Genomic DNA, 16,025 nt, shown 5'->3' with positions numbered 1-16,025 from the left:
AAAAACGCCGAAAATACAAGGATTTTTCCGATTCACCCTCAATTTCTAAGGATTATACAAGAGTGATGGAATGTATAACTGGAATTTTCGATAGGATATATCGGAGAGGGCGATAGTAGATCGCAGGCTTCCACTGGAGAGCATGTCCAGGTAAGTGCGCACTGCGTTGCGAGCGGAAATGCTCCAGAAGCGCCCGAAAGAACAGGGTTCCGGCAAAACCGCAGAGCGATTTTGCCGGAATAGCTTGTTTTAGAACAGAAAATAGCGCTGCGCCATTGGCAGGACCGTCGCCGGTTCGCAGGTCAGCAATTCGCCATCGGCGCGCACTTCATAGGTTTCCGGATCCACTTCGATATGCGGCATCAGATCGTTATGGATCATCGAGCGCTTGGAAATGCCGCCACGGGTGTTCTTCACCGCCAGCAATTGCTTGGACACGCCGAGCCGGTTGGCAAGCCCGCCATCGATGGCCGCCTGCGACACGAAAGTGACGGAGGAATTGGTGCGCGCCTTGCCATAGGCGCCGAACATCGGACGGTAATGCACCGGCTGCGGCGTGGGGATCGAGGCATTGGGATCGCCCATGGGGGCTGCGGCAATCACACCGCCCAGCAGCACCATATCCGGCTTGACGCCGAAGAAGGCCGGATTCCAGATGACGAGATCGGCGCGCTTGCCAACCTCCACCGAACCGATTTCATGGGAGAGGCCGTGGGCAATGGCCGGATTGATCGTGTATTTGGCGATGTAGCGCTTTACCCGGACATTGTCGTTTTCGCCGGTTTCCTGGGGCAGACGGCCACGCTGGCGCTTCATCTTGTCTGCCGTCTGCCAGGTGCGGATCGCCACTTCACCGACGCGGCCCATGGCCTGGCTGTCGGAGGAAATGATCGAAAACGCGCCGATATCGTGCAGAATATCTTCCGCCGCGATGGTTTCCTTGCGGATACGGCTTTCGGCGAAGGCAATGTCTTCGGGGATGGACGGCGACAGGTGATGGCAGACCATCAGCATGTCCAGATGCTCCGCCAGCGTATTGACCGTATAGGGCCGCGTCGGATTGGTGGAAGACGGAATGACATTCGGCTGGCCGCAAATCTTGATGATGTCCGGCGCGTGACCGCCGCCCGCCCCCTCGGTGTGGAAGGCGTGGATGGTACGGCCATTGATGGCCTTGATCGTGTCTTCCACGAAGCCGCTTTCATTCAGCGTATCGGTGTGGATCATCACCTGCACGTCATACTGATCGGCCACCGACAGGCAGCAATCGATGGCGCCGGGCGTGGTGCCCCAGTCCTCATGCAGCTTCAGCGAAGTGGCTCCGCCCAGCACCATTTCCTCCAGCGCGCCGGGCAGCGAGGCATTGCCCTTGCCCGCAAAGGCGAGGTTCATCGGAAAGGCGTCCGCCGCCTCGATCATCCGGGCAATGTGCCAGGGGCCGGGCGTGCAGGTGGTGGCCAGCGTGCCATGCGCCGGGCCGGTGCCGCCGCCCAGCATGCAGGTCAGCCCGCTCATCAGCGCCTCTTCGATCTGCTGCGGGCAGATGAAGTGGATATGGGCATCCATGCCGCCGGCGGTGACGATCTTGCCTTCCCCGGCAATGGCCTCCGTACCCGGGCCGACGATGATATCCACGCCCGGCTGCGTATCGGGATTGCCCGCCTTGCCGATGGCGACGATGCGGCCATCCTTCAGGCCGATATCGGCCTTGACGATGCCCCAGTGGTCGAGGATCAACGCATTGGTGATGACGGTATCCACCGCGCCGTCAGCGCGCGTCACCTGACTCTGGCCCATGCCGTCGCGGATTACCTTGCCGCCACCGAATTTCACCTCGTCACCATAGGAGGTGTAATCCTTCTCCACCTCGATGAAGAGTTCCGTATCGGCAAGCCGGAGCTTGTCGCCGGTGGTGGGGCCGAACATGCTGGCATAGGCAGCGCGGGACATTTTATAAGGCATGGTTCAGATATCTCCGTGGGAGGTGGAGGAATGGGGCGGCCCGAGGCGCGACAGGCGGCCTTCGGCAATATAGGCATCGATCAGCCGCTTCTCGGCGGCAAAGGGGTGGCCATCCCAGCCTTCATGGGAAAAGCCGGTGAGCACGATGTCATCCTGCCGATAGGCAGGCTCGGTCAGAAGATGGGTGATAACGATCATGCCGCTGCTCGGCACGACGCGCAGGTCGGGATCGTGGGCGCGCAAGTCCGCATCGGCCTTTTCATGCACGCCACCATCGATCACCACATGCTGCTTGCCCTCAGCCGCGCAAAAGGCCGCGAAGCCATCGGTATAGTCATCGCAGAAATCGTCGAGTTCCGGGTGATTGGCAAGAATGCCCTCCCGCAGGCTTTCAAACTTGGCGGGATCGCGCACCATCCACAGGGCATGCGCCGCCTTCACCGCCTCGCTCTCGCGCCATTCGGCATCGCCCAGCATGGCCTTGGCGGGGCGACCAGTATTGCAGAGCGCAATCACGTCGGTGCGGCGGCCCGCGGGTCCGAAATTGCGGCAACCATTGAAGCGGATGACCATATCGCAGGCGTCGATGACGGGTGCTGCATCCGCCGCGACATCGCCATTGCCGACAATCATGATCCGTCGTGAATGTCCCACCTTACCGTCCCGTTTCCTTGTAGAGCGCCTGCAACTCGCGCGTCCGCGCCTTGGTCAGATCGGTCATGCAGCTTGCCACCAGTTGCGGCTCCATCGAGCCGCCCCGGGCCTGAAAACCGTAAGCATCGCAATGGCCGTCGCGATAATCGATCCAGGCGCGCTGCGCCTTTTTCAAGGCTTCGACCGCGCCCACCTTTTCCTCGTCGGTGTCTTTCCAATAGGCATCCTGCTCCTGCGCCCAGGCGATGGCGCGCTTGTAGACGCGGTTCAAATCCTTGTCCGCCCGACCGTAATCCTCACCGGCGCAGAAGTTCATGTCCTGCTGGGTCTGCGGATCGGTGCAGTTGAATTTCGGCTGCTGCGCCTGCGCCGCTCCGGCAAGGCTTAAGAGAAGAAGCCCGGCAGCAAGAAAGGCGCCTTTCATAGCTTTCCCATCACCTGCTGGCGGAAGCCGTAAACCTCCCGCTTGCCGGAGAGCGGAATGAGCGTCACCTCCCGCGCCTGGCCCGGCTCGAACCGCACCGCAGTGCCAGCGGGAATATCAAGCCGCATGCCGCGCGCCTTTTCCCGCTCGAATTCCAGACCGGCATTGGTCTCGAAGAAATGATAGTGGCTGCCCACCTGCACCGGGCGGTCGCCGGTATTGGCCACCTTGATGGTCACGGTGTCCAGACCGGCATTCAGTTCGATCTCGCCTTCAGCGGCAATGAGTTCACCGGGGATCATGTTTCACTTACCTCTCGCTACAACAGATCAAGACATTATCTTCTCTGGAGAAACCACCGAAATCGTAAAAATGCATATCGCAATTATGCTAATTAAAATCCAAAATACGTATCTAGCAATTTTCAAATTTCCCGTCTTTTTTCTATCATAATACTTGACTATACCTTTAAGGCTACTTTTCCCAAATATTGTTCTCTCAATATGAAATTTAATGTATTTCTCATTTATCTGAATAATTTCAGCATGAGCCCTATATCTAAATATCCCATATATAGAAATTAAAACCGGGAAAAAGCTAACAACCCCAACAACAAACGTATTTTTGACCTGGCCTCCAACTAAAAACCAGTAAATAAGACCTATAGCAATTATACTTAATATTTCAAACTGGTTCATCGTGCGTATTTCTTCATCAATACGCATTCTGGCGGTTTTCATTTCTTCCTGAAGATAAAGGTAACGTGTCTTAACGTCAGCTCGAGCGGACAACCCTTTGGATTGCGGCGTATCACCTTCGATCATCGGCGGCTACCTCACCGGATCGGTTCGTGCACGGTCACCAGCTTGGTGCCGTCGGGGAAGGTTGCCTCCACCTGCACGTCATGGATCATTTCGGCCACGCCTTCCATGACCTGAGCGCGGGTGATCACATGCGCGCCCGCCTCCATCAGCTCGGCCACGGCGCGGCCATCGCGCGCGCCTTCCACAACGAAATCGGTAATCAGCGCAATGGCTTCCGGATAGTTCAGCTTCACGCCGCGCTCCAGACGGCGGCGCGCCACCATGGCTGCCATGGAAATCAGCAGCTTGTCCTTCTCTCTTGGGCTGAGATTCATAATCGCTCCATTTCATCCGGCGGAGGGAAAGCTCGGCTTTCATCGCTCCGCATCGTCACATCTCGATCTCGTTTCTTTAGAGCATAATCCGACCGGAGTGAAACGAGGATCGACAAGATTATGCTTCAAAAATAAAATGTTAGAGCGACGATCTGATTTAATCAGATCGTCGCTCTAATACCTCAGATATGCCAGACCTTCGGCACCGCGCCACCGTCGCGCAGCACCGAGAGCATCGGCACCAGCAGCTTGCGCAGCGCAAAGCCGTCGGCTGCGGCAAGCCGGGCCACCAGCTTGCCGTTCCACTGGCTGATTCCGACATCGCCTTGACCGGTAAGCCGCCGCAGCGGCTCGAGCCAGGCTTCTGCCTTGGCACCAACATAAATCAGGGTGGCAAAGGCCGCATGACCTTTCAACACGGCCGGTGCGGCGGCCAGTTCCGCCACCGGGCCAACCTCCTGCCCCGGCAGCGCCAGATCTTCGGCATGGATCAGCCTGCCCTCGCGGCGAATGCGCCAGCGATCCCGCACCATGCCATTGATGACGCTTTCACCGCGCGCCGTGCGGCCAAGAAGGATCGCCTCGACGGCCAAAAACTCGGCATTTTCGGCGAGATCGACATCCAGCCGGCGCGTCAGCGAGGCCTGATCGAAAAGAATGGATTCCTGCGGCAGCCAGTGCAGCACCGCCCCCGCGCCCACCGTGATGGTGGTGGTGACCTCCGCCGTATCGGCGGCAGCCTTGTAGATTTTCTCGCAGGCCTGGGTGGTCAGCGTCAGATGCGTATCCGGCCCCGCTTCGAAAGCCCAGCCCAGGCGGTCACCGCCGGTCAGTCCGCCGGAGGAATTGATCAGAACCGCCTCCATGCGGCCATCGAAGCTTTCGGGAATGCGGATTTTGGCGCAGCCTTCCTGATAGAAGGTCGCAAGGCGCGTTCGGCCATCCAGAGGTTTTGTCTTCAGCCGTCCGCGCCCACGCGCTCGCTGCGGCTTGATGTCGATGGCGTTTTGCACTGCGTTCCCCGTCTACCGTGAACGGGGCTTTGCGCCCTTCTGACCCGGCAATTTCATAGCGACGATTTTCCACGAAAATCGAGCTCTTTCAAGCAGAAAGGAACGCGAAACAAAAAAGACCGGCACGACTGCCTAATTCCTTAAATCGGAATCGATTTAAGGATAAAATTATGCAGCAGCTGTAAAACCCTACAGCGCCGTGCGCCATATATGGTGCACGGCGCTGTAGGGTGCCGGTCTTCAAGATAGGATTCAGGAGGATCAGAGCGCGCGCGCGGAAATCGACTCTTCCGCCTTGGCAGGCTGCGGCTTTGCCTTGGCCGTAGAGGCTTCACAGGCTGCCGTGGTGGCGGCAATCGCCGAGCCATCCTTGGCCTTGGGCGCCGTGGCGCAATCATTGCTCCTGGCAACGGCATTGGCGACAAGATTGCCATCGCGCTGTTCGAAGAAGGCCCACATGCGCTTGGCGGCAAAGACCTGCTGCTGCGGCTCCTTGGCATTGGCCGAGACAAGGGAGAAGCCGACATTGGTGGACGGCCAGTCATGGGTCTGGTCGGCAATGGTGTAGGAGAGAATGCGCGCCCCGCCCTTGCAACGCGAAAACTCCATGGAAGAGACAGCCGTGCCCTTGGTGAGGCGCGTATCCTTCTCGCAACCATCGAGCTCCGCCCAGCGATTGAGCGCGGTTTCACCGCCATATTGCCAATAGGGCTTGCCGCCGCCAACGTAAGGATTGGTATTGTCCTTCAGGCCCCAGAAGGCGATGATCGATACCGGCTTTGCCGGATGGCAGCTTTGCGGATCGGGAAGCCACTTGCCAGCCTCCTGCCGGGGATAACCGGCGCGCAGGCTCATGACGAAGCCGGCTGCCGAAAAATCGGCGTTGCCGTTGCAGATATATTGCGACAGCATGCGCCCGCCACCGGAATAACCGGAAGCATAGATGCGGCTCGAATCCACGCAGAACTTTGCCTTCACCAGCGCAATCGTATCGCTGAGATAGGTCGCATCATCCGGGCCATCGACATTGGTCACGCCCGGCACGTTCCAGGCATGCGTGCCTTCGAGCTTGCCGGAGAGCCCCCCTTGCGGGGCCACGACGATGAAGCCGTTTTCCTTGGCCACATCCGGCCATTGGCTGCGACCCATCTGATCGCGCGGAAAACTGTTGGAGCCATGCAGGTCGAAAACCACTGGAACCTTTGTCTTGGCCGTGTAGTTCGGCGGAATGAACACCACCGCCGTGCGCTCCATGCCGCCGGACTGGAAGGTGAGGTCCTGAAAACCGGCGCGCGCGGTCACACCGCAGCCGGAGCCTTCAGCGCGCGCGGACGAAAGGCCGAGCGCCAGCAGCAGGCAGGTGAGGATGGATGTCAGGCATGCACGCGAAAACGCTGCCAGCGCAAGCCGGCTGGAAATTGCATTCACTGTCATTCGATGGTCCGTCGCCAAAAGCAGTTTCAAACCGGCAGCACTCTTTATGTCGCTACCCCAACCGTCGCGAAGCCTTATCCGCCTGAAGCGGTTTTATGGCTGATCTTCGCAGTTGCGGGAAAATACCACATGATCCCACATTAGCAACGGCAAGATGTAAATAAAGTATCAAGGCTGGCTTGCGTCTTTCACAATCCGTGAGGGGGTTAGAGCATAATCCGACCGGAGTGAAACGAGGACGAATAAGATTATGCTTCAAAAATAAAATGTTAGAGCGCCGATCTGATTCAATCAGATCGAAAAGCGCTCTAAAAAACTCCTGCGATCACACGGTCAAATGCCGCCTTGCCTCCTCGGTATCCAGCACCTCCGCCGGTCCCTCATGGACGATTTCGCCGCGATCCATGATGTAGACGTGATCGGCAAGCTCGCGGCAGAAATCCAGATATTGCTCCACCAGCAGTATGGCCATGCCGGTGCTGTCGCGCAGATAGCGGATGGCGCGGCCAATATCCTTGATGATCGAGGGCTGGATGCCCTCAGTCGGCTCGTCCAGCACCAGAATTTTCGGGCGCGTCACCATGGCGCGGCCAATGGCAAGCTGCTGCTGCTGACCGCCGGAAAGATCGCCGCCGCGCCGGGAAATCATCGTTGCCAGCACCGGAAACAGGCTGAAGACGTCATCGGGAATGCTGCGCTCCTTGCGGGAAAGCGGCGCGTAGCCGGTTTCGAGGTTTTCCTTCACCGTCAGCAGCGGGAAAATCTCGCGTCCCTGCGGCACATAGCCCACGCCATGACGCGCCCGGTTGAAGGGCGCCATGCCATTCAGCACCTTGTCCTCGAAGCGGATTTCTCCGCCAGAGACCGGATGCTGGCCGGTGATGGCCCTGAGCAGCGAGGATTTGCCCACGCCATTGCGGCCCAGAACACAGGTGATTTTGCCCATCGGCGCGGTGATGCTCACGCCCCGCAGAGCCTGGGCGGCACCGTAGTGAAGATTGACGTTTTCGACATTCAGCATGATTACCGCCCCAGATAATTCTCGATGACCTTCTGGTCGGAAGAGACGAAATCGATCGATCCTTCCGCCAGCACGGAGCCTTCCGCAAGGCAGGTGACTTTCACGCCGAGATCGCGGATGAAGCCCATGTCGTGCTCCACCACCACCACGGAACGCGTCTTGGCAATTTCGCGCAGCAGAATGGCGGTTTCCGCCGTTTCGGCATCGGTCATGCCCGCCACCGGCTCGTCCACCAAAAGCAGCTTCGGCTCCTGCGCCAGCAGCATGCCGATTTCCAGCCACTGTTTCTGGCCGTGGGAGAGGTTGGCGGCGAGATCGTTCTTGCGGGCGGTCAGCCGCACGGTGTCGAGAATGGTCTCGATGCGGTCGCGGTCCTCTGCTGTCAGCCGGTAGAACAAGGTGGAGAAAACACCGCGCGGACGGTTCAGCGCCAGTTCCAGATTGTCCCAGACGGTGTGGCTTTCAAACACCGTCGGCTTCTGAAACTTGCGGCCAATGCCGAGCTGGGCGATTTCCGCCTCGTCCTTCTTCGTCAGGTCGATCTTGCCGCCATCGAAGAAAACCTCGCCACTGTCAGGTCTTGTCTTGCCGGTGATGATGTCCATCATCGTCGTCTTGCCTGCGCCGTTCGGGCCGATAATGGCGCGAAGCTCGCCGGGTTCGACCGTGAAGGACAAGGAATTCAGCGCCTTGAAGCCGTCGAAGGAGACGGAAACGCCATTCAGATAGAGCAGGCTGTTGGTGGTCTTGTCCGACATGGGCTTACTCCGCGGCCTGTGGTTTTGCTTCGGACAGGTCGGCGGCGGCCCGATGCTCGCTTCGCGAGCGCATCGCCTGCGCGATGGTGCCGACAATACCCTTGGGCAGGAAAAGCGTGACGGCCACGAACAGCCCGCCCAGCGCAAACAGCCAGAATTCCGGGAAAAGGCCGGTAAACAGCGTCTTGCCGCCATTGACCAGCACCGCGCCGATGATCGGGCCGATCAGCGTCGCGCGTCCGCCCACCGCCGTCCAGATGACGACTTCGATGGAATTGGCAGGCGCGAATTCGCCCGGATTGATAATGCCGACCTGCGGCACGTAAAGCGCACCCGCCACGCCCGCCATCATGGCCGAGACCACGAAGGTGAAGAGCTTCATATGCTCCACCCGGTAGCCGAGAAAGCGCGTGCGGCTTTCGGCATCGCGAATGCCGACCAGCACCTTGCCGTATTTCGATCTGACGATGGCCGAAGCCAGCAAGAGCGACAGCGCCAGCATCAGCGCGGTGATGGCAAAGAGGGCTGCGCGCGTGCCATCGGCCTGTACGTTGAAGCCGAGAATATCCTTGAAATCGGTGAGGCCGTTATTGCCGCCAAAGCCCATATCGTTGCGGAAGAAGGCCAGCAGCAGTGCATAGGTCATGGCCTGGGTGATGATCGAGAGATAAACGCCGTTGACGCGGGAGCGGAAGGCAAACCAGCCGAAGACGAAGGCCAGAAGGCCGGGTGCCACCAGCACCATGAGGGCGGCAAACCAGAACATGTCGAAGCCATGCCAGAACCACGGCAGTTCCTTCCAGTTCAGGAAGACCATGAAATCCGGCAGGATCGGATCGCCATAGACCCCGCGGGGGCCGATCTGGCGCATGAGATACATGCCCATGGCATAGCCGCCGAGCGCGAAGAAAGCCCCGTGCCCCAGCGAGAGAATGCCGCAGAAGCCCCAGACGAGATCAAGCGCCAGCGCCAGCATGGCATAGGTGAGATATTTGCCGAGAAGCGCCACCAGATAGGTCGGCATGTGCAGCGGGCTCGTCTCAGGCAAGGCCAGCGACAGCACCGGCACCACCACGGCAAGCGCCACCAGAATGGCGATGGCCATGACGATCTTGCGATCGAGTGCGCGAAGAAGAAACGCCGTTATCATGCGTCCACCGCCCTTCCCTTGAGCGCGAAGAGACCGCGCGGTCGTTTTTGAATGAAGAGAATGATCAGCACCAGCACGAGGATCTTGCCCAGCACTGCACCCGCATAGGGCTCCAGGAACTTGTTGAGAATGCCGAGCGAAAACGCCCCGACCAGCGTGCCCCAGAGATTGCCCACACCGCCGAACACCACCACCATGAAGCTGTCGATGATGTAGCTCTGGCCGAGATTGGGCGAGACGTTATCGATCTGCGACAGCGCCACCCCCGCCATGCCGGCAATGCCGGAACCGAGCGCGAAGGTGAAGGCATCCACCCAGGGCGTGCGAATACCCATGGATGAGGCCATGCGGCGGTTCTGGGTGACGGCACGCATTTGCAGGCCAAAGGAAGAGCGCTTCAACAGCATCAGCAGCGCCACGAAGACGGAGAGCGAAAAGGCGAGAATCCACAGCCGGTTCCAGGTGATGGCCAGCCCGCCGAGATCGAAGGAGCCGGACATCCAGCCGGGATTGCCCACTTCCTGATTGGTCGGGCCGAAAATGGAGCGCACGAGCTGTTGCAGCATCAGCGAAATGCCCCAGGTGGCGAGCAGCGTTTCCAGCGGACGGCCATAGAGAAAGCGGATGACGGAGCGCTCGATGGCAAACCCCACCGCGCCCGTGACCACGAAGGCAACCGGCAGCGCAATGGCCAGCGACCATTCGAACAGGCCCGGCGCATGTGCCCGGATCACCTGCTGCACCACGAAGGTGGAATAAGCGCCGAGCATGACCATTTCGCCATGCGCCATGTTGATAATGCCCATGACGCCGAAGGTGATGGCAAGGCCAATGGCCGCCAGCAGCAGAACCGAGCCCAGCGACAGGCCATAGACGATGTTCTGCACCGCTTCCCACAGACTCAACTTGGTCTCGATCCGGCCAATCGCCTTGTCGATGGCGCTGGCAAGGGCCGGATCGGCGCTGGCACGCAGCGGCTGCAGCACGGCCAGCGCATCCTGACCGCCGAGCCCTTCCACGGCCTCGACGGCTTGCAGCTTGGCATCCAGCGGGCGGTCGGAACCGAGAATGGAGACGGCGCGGGCCTGCTGCAAAAGCTTTTTCACCTCGCCATCCTTTTCGGACGCAAGGGCGGTTTCCAGAAGCTCCAGATTGTCGGCGCTGGGTGCCTTCAAAATGCTGGCGGCAGCTTCCAGACGCTTTGCCCTGTCCGGGCTCATCAGCGTCAAGCCGCCTTCCGCCGCCGTAATGGCGCGGCGCAGCGTGTTGTTGACCTTGATCTTGGTAAGGGCGCCCTTGGCCTCTTCACCGGCCTTTTCGCCGGTCAGCGGATCAATCAAGGTGAGGTTTGCGCCCGCGGATTTGCCGATGAAAACGCCGCCATCGGCTTTGCGCACATAGAGATCCCCCGCGCTGAAGGCCTCCAGCGCCGGCACGACGCGAGCATCGCCCGTCTTGCCCAGCTCGCCGACGATCTTCTCCGCCTCGGCAAAATTCGCCGTGCCCAACGCCTTGATGAGGGCTGCCGGATCACCCTCGGCGCTTGCCGGCAGAAGGCCAAGCATCAGGGCCAGCACCATCACCAGTATCTGGATCGATCGAGAAAACATCTTTGCCCTTTCAAGATCATGCGAGCGCGTTCATCCCCATCCCAAAGCGGAAAAGACTGCGGGCAGAAGCCCTGCCCGCAGCAAGTTGGTCGGGGGAGTAAACAATAGATGGACGGTTATACGAAGAGTTATTGAAAATGACTCTTCGTATTCCCTTTTCGAATATCTCAAGCACCTGATGCATTTGAGATATTCGAAATCTCTTCAAGGCGAGGATGCGTAAGCATCTTCGAGCCTTGGTATTACGAACCCTTGCCGCCGCACTTGCCGGTGGCGACGTTGAAGTTGCCGCAGTTCATCGGCATGCGCCAATCGGAGATCAGGTCCTTGCTGTCCGGCAGGAAGTCGGACCATTCGTCGCCCACCACTTCCGGCGTCTGGGAGACGACTTCAAACTGGCCGTTTTCCTGGATTTCGCCGATCAGCACCGGCTTGGTGATGTAGTGGTTCGGCATCATGGTGGCATAACCGCCAGTGAGGTTCGGCACGGACACGCCGACCAGCGCGTCGATCACCTTGTCCTGATCGGTGGTGCCAGCCTTTTCGACGGCCTTCACCCACATGTTGAAACCGATATAGGCGGCTTCCATCGGGTCGTTGGTCACGCGCTTGTCGTTTTTGATGAAAGCGTGCCAGGTCTTGATGAACTCGGCATTGACGGGGGTGTCGACGCTTTCGAAATAGTTCCAGGCGGCGAGATGGCCAACCAGTGGCTTGGTGTCGATACCGGCCAGTTCCTCTTCACCCACGGAGAAGGCGACGACCGGAATATCCTGCGCCTTGACGCCCTGGTTGCCGAGTTCCTTGTAGAAGGGCACGTTGGCATCGCCGTTGACGGTGGAAACCACGGCGGTCTTCTTGCCGGCGGAACCGAATTTCTTGATCGCGGCCACTTCCGTCTGCCAGTCGGAGAAACCGAACGGCGTGTAGTTGACCATGATGTCTTCTTTCTTGACGCCCTTCGACAGAAGATAGGCTTCAAGAATCTTGTTGGTCGTGCGCGGATAGACATAGTCCGTGCCTTCCAGCACGAAGCGCTGCACGCCTTCGTTCTGCATCAGGTAATCGACGGCGGGAATGGCCTGCTGGTTGGGCGCGGCCCCCGTATAGAAGACGTTGCGCTCGCTTTCTTCACCCTCGAACTGCACGGGGTAGAAGAGAATGGAATCCAGTTCCTTGAAGACCGGCAGGACCGACTTGCGCGACACCGAAGTCCAGCAGCCGAACACGGCTGCGACCTTGTCCTTGGAAATCAGCTCACGGGCCTTTTCGGCAAAGAGCGGCCAGTTGGAGGCCGGATCGACCACCACAGGCTCCAGCTTCTTGCCAAGGACGCCGCCCTTCTTGTTCTGCTCGTCGATGAGCATCAGCATGGCGTCCTTCAGCGTCGTTTCCGAAATCGCCATGGTGCCCGAGAGCGAATGCAGGATGCCGATCTTGATCGTGTCATCGGCAGCCGCGACGCTATGGAAAGCAGTGGTGGACAGCATGGCGCCCAGAAGCGCGCCCGCCAGACTGGCTTTGAGTTTCATTGTTTGAACCCCTCTTTTGGTTGGGCAAACCGGTGAGCCACACCGTTGCTGAAGAGGAGTATCGAATGCCGCAGCGCAAAATCGTATACGTCAATTAACGTATAGGGCAGGTGCGATCCCCCACCCGTTTGCGCTTTTGATTATTGCCTATTGTCAATTTCATCTATTATAATTTGGTGAAACAGAAAGGATCCCATGACTATTGCCCCGATGAGGCAGTTCCTGCGGAACGAGACCTCTGAGGCCCACAGCGCGCTGGACAGGCTCGTGGGGCCATTTTCCTGCCTTGAGGATTACCAGGCCTATCTCGAAGGATCCGCACGCTTTCGGCTGCCTTTGGAAGCAGCCCTTGCCGCAAGCCCCCTTCCCGAAGCCCTTGGGCAATGGCGGCCGGGACTGATCGGCCCGGATATTGCCGGCGATCTGGCCGACCTCCATATGCCGCCCCCCCTGGCCGATGCCGATGCCCCCTCGCCCGAGAGGCTGGAGGACTGGCTGGGCGTGCTCTACGTGCTGGAAGGCTCTTCCCTTGGGGCGCGCCTGCTGGCGAAACGGGCGGCGGCTCTCGGTCTTTCCGAGGCCTATGGGGCGCGCCATCTTTTTTCTCAAAGCGGGAACTTTTCAAACTGGCACGCGTTTCTGAACATTCTGGAGGGGGTGCGGACGGTTGACAGAAAGGCCGTGTCCGACTGGGCAGTTCGAACCTTCAATTTCGCCTACAGCGCCTATGAAAGTAGCATGGAATGCCGTCTGCCCCAGCCGTCGATCTGACGAATTGCGACCGAGAGCCTATTCACATTCCCGGCAGCATCCAGCCCCATGGCTGTCTGCTGGCCTGCGACGCGGAACTGGTGACGGTGCTGCGCCACTCCGCCAATACGGCCGAGCTTCTGCATCTTGAAGGGAAGCTGATCAACCGCCGGATCAACGAGTTGCTGGGCGATGACGTGGCGCACGATCTGCGCAACGCGCTGGCTGCGGCGCCCGATGCCTCGCGTCCGGCAGTGATTGCCCATATCCGCCTGCCGAGCGGGCAGTTCTTCGATGTCGCGGTGCACCGGCAATATGGCACGGCCATCGTTGAGTTCGAGCCCTCGCGCGGACGCACCCAGCCCTTGCAGCTTGCCCGCGAGATGATTGGCCGCATCAAGGACATGTCGGACGTCGACAAACTGATCAAGGCCTCCGCGCGGCTGGTCAGGGCTGTGCTGGGCTATGACCGGGTGATGATCTATCAGTTCGAAAGCGACGGCTCCGGCAAGGTGGTGAGCGAGGCCAAGCGCGCCGATCTCGAAAGCTTTCTCGGCCAGTATTTTCCCGCCAGCGACATTCCCCAGCAGGCGCGCCGGCTCTACACGCAAAACCCGATCCGGGTGATTTCCGATGCGCGCGGCCAGCGCGTGCCGCTGGTGCCGGAACTGGACCCCTCCGGCGAACCGCTGGATCTCTCCTTCGCGCATCTGCGCAGCGTTTCGCCGATCCACCTCGAATATCTGCGCAATATGGGCGTGGGCGCGTCCATGTCGATTTCGATCCTGGTCAATGGCGGGCTGTGGGGGCTGATTGCCTGCCACAACTATTCGCCGAAAACGCTGACCATGTCGGAACGGATCGCAGCGGAGATCTTCGGCGAATTCTTTTCGCTGCATCTTCTGGCGCTCAAGCAGAAGCGCAAGCTGGATCTGGCCAATGACGCCCGCAAATCGCTGGACCGGTTTCTGCAGATTGCCTCTCACTATGCCAATGTCGAGGATCTGTTTTCGGAATCGCTTGCCGATTTCCAGTCGCTGTTTGCCTGCGACGGCGTGGGATTGTGGATGAACGACACCTGGACCGCCGCAGGCGCCGGGCCGCCGCGCGCCGAGGTGGAGCCGTTGATGCGCTTCATCAGCGGGGTGGCCGATGGGCATATCTGGGCGACGCATGCGCTGGCGCTGCAATTTCCCGCAGCCGACAGCTATTATGAGGACGTATCCGGCGTCATGGCGGTGCCGCTCTCGCAGATCCCGCGCGACTACCTGCTGTTTTTCCGCAAGGAGCGGCTGCAAACCCTGAACTGGGCGGGAAATCCCGAAAAATCCTATGAAATAGGGCCGATGGGCGACCGCCTGACTCCGCGCAAGAGCTTCGCCATCTGGAAGGAAACCGTGCATAAACAGGCCGAGGCCTGGAGCGACAGCGACCGTGACATTGCCGAGGCCGTGCGCTCCGCCACGGTGGAAATCGTGCTGCGCCATAATGAGCTGATGCAGGAGGAGCGCAACAAGGCCGATATTCGCCAGCGCGTTCTGAACGAGGAGCTGAACCACCGGGTGAAGAACATTCTGGCGGTGATCAAATCGCTGGTCGGCGCGCCCACCCGGCCCGAACAGGCGCTGACAGACTATGTCGGCTCGCTGCGCGGGCGCATCCAGGCGCTGTCGCATGCCCATGATCAGGTGATCCGTGGCAGCGGCGGCGGGCAATTGCGCGAATTGCTGCAAGCGGAACTCACCCCTTACAAGGAAAGCGTGACCGCCATTCAGCTGGACGGCCCGCCCGTACTGCTGGATAGCCGCGCCTATGCGGTCACGGCACTCGTGACGCACGAGCTTTCCACCAACGCCGCCAAATATGGCGCGCTGTCGCGCCCCACTGGCCATCTCGCCATCTCCTGGCGCTGGACGGAAGGCGGTGATTGCGAGTTGCACTGGGTGGAAAGCGGCGGCCCGACCGTTCATCAGCCCCGTGCCAAGGGCTTCGGCTCCGCATTGATCGATCGCAGCATTCCCTATGATCTGGGCGGCAAGAGCGTGGTACGCTATGAGCCGGACGGGTTGAAGGCACACCTGCTGCTGCCGGGACGTTTCCTCTACGGCTTTCTGGAGCGCAGCGAGCCGCAAGCCGCCGCCTCACCACACAGGGAAAGGGCCAGCATGGCACCTCTGGACAAAAATACCCGCATCCTTCTGGTGGAAGACCAGATGCTGATTGCCATGGATGCGGAAATGATGCTGGGCGATGCCGGCTTCACCGAAGTGACGACCGCAGGCTCGGCACCGGAGGCGCTGACGGAAATCCGAAGCCAGCTTCCGGGGCTTGCGGTGCTGGACATCAATCTCGGCAACCACACCTCCGTGCCCGTGGCGGAAGAACTGGCCCGCCGGGGCGTGCCCTTCATCTTCGCCACCGGCTATGCCGAACGCGCCATCATTCCCGAAGCGTTTACGAACGTGCCGGTGATCGCCAAGCCCTATGATGGCGATTCGCTGCTGAACGCCATCATCACCCGGCTGCGCGACAGGGAAACCAGCGAGAGCTGAGGGGTAACCGACCTCCGTAATCGGCTC

At 59.8% G+C, this 16,025-nt stretch carries 15 protein-coding genes and 1 pseudogene; 3 read left to right on the top strand and 13 right to left on the bottom strand.

The genetic code is table 11. From position 1 onward, the window contains the following. Window positions 1-249: 249 nt before the first annotated feature. The 8 genes from ureC to QO005_RS17370 form a co-directional block, all read right to left on the bottom strand. Window positions 250-1,962, bottom strand: coding sequence for an urease subunit alpha (gene ureC, locus QO005_RS17405; RefSeq protein WP_307159335.1), 1,713 nt, complete (start codon window positions 1,960-1,962; stop codon window positions 250-252). Window positions 1,963-1,965: 3 nt separating this feature from the next. Then, window positions 1,966-2,595: a Urease operon accessory protein gene (locus tag QO005_RS17400; protein ID WP_307159348.1), complete on the bottom strand. Its 630-nt coding sequence runs from the start codon at window positions 2,593-2,595 to the stop codon at window positions 1,966-1,968. A 22-nt stretch (window positions 2,596-2,617) separates the two neighbouring features. Next, window positions 2,618-3,040: a lysozyme inhibitor LprI family protein gene (locus tag QO005_RS17395; protein ID WP_307159334.1), complete on the bottom strand. Its 423-nt coding sequence runs from the start codon at window positions 3,038-3,040 to the stop codon at window positions 2,618-2,620. Continuing rightward, window positions 3,037-3,342 carry an urease subunit beta gene (locus QO005_RS17390; RefSeq protein ID WP_307159333.1) on the bottom strand — a complete coding sequence of 102 codons (306 nt, stop codon included), beginning with the start codon at window positions 3,340-3,342 and terminating at the stop codon, window positions 3,037-3,039. Before QO005_RS17390 ends, QO005_RS17395 begins: the two co-directional genes overlap by 4 nt. A gap of 27 nt (window positions 3,343-3,369) precedes the next feature. Beyond that, window positions 3,370-3,864, bottom strand: coding sequence for a hypothetical protein (locus QO005_RS17385; RefSeq protein ID WP_307159332.1), 495 nt, complete (start codon window positions 3,862-3,864; stop codon window positions 3,370-3,372). Between the two features lie 11 nt (window positions 3,865-3,875). Then, a complete protein-coding gene (locus QO005_RS17380) occupies window positions 3,876-4,178 on the bottom strand; it encodes an urease subunit gamma (protein WP_027488627.1) in 303 nt (100 codons plus the stop codon). Window positions 4,179-4,360: 182 nt separating this feature from the next. Further along, entirely contained in the window at window positions 4,361-5,191 is an 831-nt protein-coding gene (locus tag QO005_RS17375) for an urease accessory protein UreD (protein ID WP_307159331.1), read from the bottom strand. A gap of 261 nt (window positions 5,192-5,452) precedes the next feature. After that, on the bottom strand, window positions 5,453-6,625 hold the full coding sequence (locus QO005_RS17370) for a CE1 family esterase (protein WP_307159330.1): 1,173 nt from the start codon (window positions 6,623-6,625) through the stop codon (window positions 5,453-5,455). 197 nt (window positions 6,626-6,822) lie between these two features. Here QO005_RS17370 and QO005_RS24235 point away from each other — a divergent pair. Beyond that, a pseudogene (locus QO005_RS24235) lies at window positions 6,823-6,939 on the top strand (invasion associated locus B family protein); the annotation flags it as partial. Between the two features lie 11 nt (window positions 6,940-6,950). Here the strand turns inward: QO005_RS24235 and urtE are convergent. The 5 genes from urtE to urtA all read right to left on the bottom strand — a co-directional run bounded on the left by urtE (window position 6,951) and on the right by urtA (window position 12,696). Further along, the gene (urtE, locus tag QO005_RS17365) at window positions 6,951-7,646 is read right to left on the bottom strand and encodes an urea ABC transporter ATP-binding subunit UrtE (RefSeq protein ID WP_307159329.1); all 696 of its coding nucleotides are present in this window, start codon (window positions 7,644-7,646) and stop codon (window positions 6,951-6,953) included. A gap of 2 nt (window positions 7,647-7,648) precedes the next feature. After that, a complete protein-coding gene (urtD, locus tag QO005_RS17360) occupies window positions 7,649-8,404 on the bottom strand; it encodes an urea ABC transporter ATP-binding protein UrtD (protein WP_307159328.1) in 756 nt (251 codons plus the stop codon). Window positions 8,405-8,408: 4 nt separating this feature from the next. Next, window positions 8,409-9,554, bottom strand: a complete 1,146-nt coding sequence (gene urtC / locus QO005_RS17355; protein WP_370878094.1) for an urea ABC transporter permease subunit UrtC — start codon at window positions 9,552-9,554, stop codon at window positions 8,409-8,411. Further along, a complete protein-coding gene (gene urtB, locus QO005_RS17350; protein WP_370878097.1) occupies window positions 9,551-11,134 on the bottom strand; it encodes an urea ABC transporter permease subunit UrtB in 1,584 nt (527 codons plus the stop codon). The genes urtC and urtB overlap by 4 nt, the downstream gene beginning before the upstream one ends. A gap of 272 nt (window positions 11,135-11,406) precedes the next feature. Then, window positions 11,407-12,696, bottom strand: a complete 1,290-nt coding sequence (gene urtA / locus QO005_RS17345) for an urea ABC transporter substrate-binding protein (protein ID WP_307159326.1) — start codon at window positions 12,694-12,696, stop codon at window positions 11,407-11,409. 195 nt (window positions 12,697-12,891) lie between these two features. Here urtA and QO005_RS17340 point away from each other — a divergent pair, with 195 nt between their 5' ends. Together QO005_RS17340 and QO005_RS17335 are read left to right on the top strand one after the other, a co-directional pair. Further along, on the top strand, window positions 12,892-13,467 hold the full coding sequence (locus tag QO005_RS17340; RefSeq protein WP_307159324.1) for a biliverdin-producing heme oxygenase: 576 nt from the start codon (window positions 12,892-12,894) through the stop codon (window positions 13,465-13,467). Beyond that, window positions 13,440-15,998: an HWE histidine kinase domain-containing protein gene (locus QO005_RS17335; RefSeq protein WP_307159323.1), complete on the top strand. Its 2,559-nt coding sequence runs from the start codon at window positions 13,440-13,442 to the stop codon at window positions 15,996-15,998. Before QO005_RS17340 ends, QO005_RS17335 begins: the two co-directional genes overlap by 28 nt. Window positions 15,999-16,025 lie beyond the last annotated feature (27 nt).

Source organism: Allorhizobium paknamense, from assembly GCF_030815125.1.
Taxonomy (GTDB): domain Bacteria; phylum Pseudomonadota; class Alphaproteobacteria; order Rhizobiales; family Rhizobiaceae; genus Allorhizobium; species Allorhizobium paknamense.
The sequence above is the reverse complement of the archived record's forward strand: the minus strand, read 5'-3'. Positions and strand labels throughout refer to the sequence as shown.

Coding starts and splice junctions, on each gene's coding strand:
- ureC (WP_307159335.1), bottom strand. CDS start 1,962: ATGCCTTATAAAATGTCCCGCGCTGCCTATGCCAGCATGTTCGGCCCC.
- QO005_RS17400 (WP_307159348.1), bottom strand. CDS start 2,595: ATGATTGTCGGCAATGGCGATGTCGCGGCGGATGCAGCACCCGTCATC.
- QO005_RS17395 (WP_307159334.1), bottom strand. CDS start 3,040: ATGAAAGGCGCCTTTCTTGCTGCCGGGCTTCTTCTCTTAAGCCTTGCC.
- QO005_RS17390 (WP_307159333.1), bottom strand. CDS start 3,342: ATGATCCCCGGTGAACTCATTGCCGCTGAAGGCGAGATCGAACTGAAT.
- QO005_RS17385 (WP_307159332.1), bottom strand. CDS start 3,864: ATGATCGAAGGTGATACGCCGCAATCCAAAGGGTTGTCCGCTCGAGCT.
- QO005_RS17380 (WP_027488627.1), bottom strand. CDS start 4,178: ATGAATCTCAGCCCAAGAGAGAAGGACAAGCTGCTGATTTCCATGGCA.
- QO005_RS17370 (WP_307159330.1), bottom strand. CDS start 6,625: ATGACAGTGAATGCAATTTCCAGCCGGCTTGCGCTGGCAGCGTTTTCG.
- urtE (WP_307159329.1), bottom strand. CDS start 7,646: ATGCTGAATGTCGAAAACGTCAATCTTCACTACGGTGCCGCCCAGGCT.
- urtD (WP_307159328.1), bottom strand. CDS start 8,404: ATGTCGGACAAGACCACCAACAGCCTGCTCTATCTGAATGGCGTTTCC.
- urtC (WP_370878094.1), bottom strand. CDS start 9,554: ATGATAACGGCGTTTCTTCTTCGCGCACTCGATCGCAAGATCGTCATG.
- urtB (WP_370878097.1), bottom strand. CDS start 11,134: ATGGTGCTGGCCCTGATGCTTGGCCTTCTGCCGGCAAGCGCCGAGGGT.
- urtA (WP_307159326.1), bottom strand. CDS start 12,696: ATGAAACTCAAAGCCAGTCTGGCGGGCGCGCTTCTGGGCGCCATGCTG.
- QO005_RS17340 (WP_307159324.1), top strand. CDS start 12,892: ATGACTATTGCCCCGATGAGGCAGTTCCTGCGGAACGAGACCTCTGAG.
- QO005_RS17335 (WP_307159323.1), top strand. CDS start 13,440: ATGCCGTCTGCCCCAGCCGTCGATCTGACGAATTGCGACCGAGAGCCT.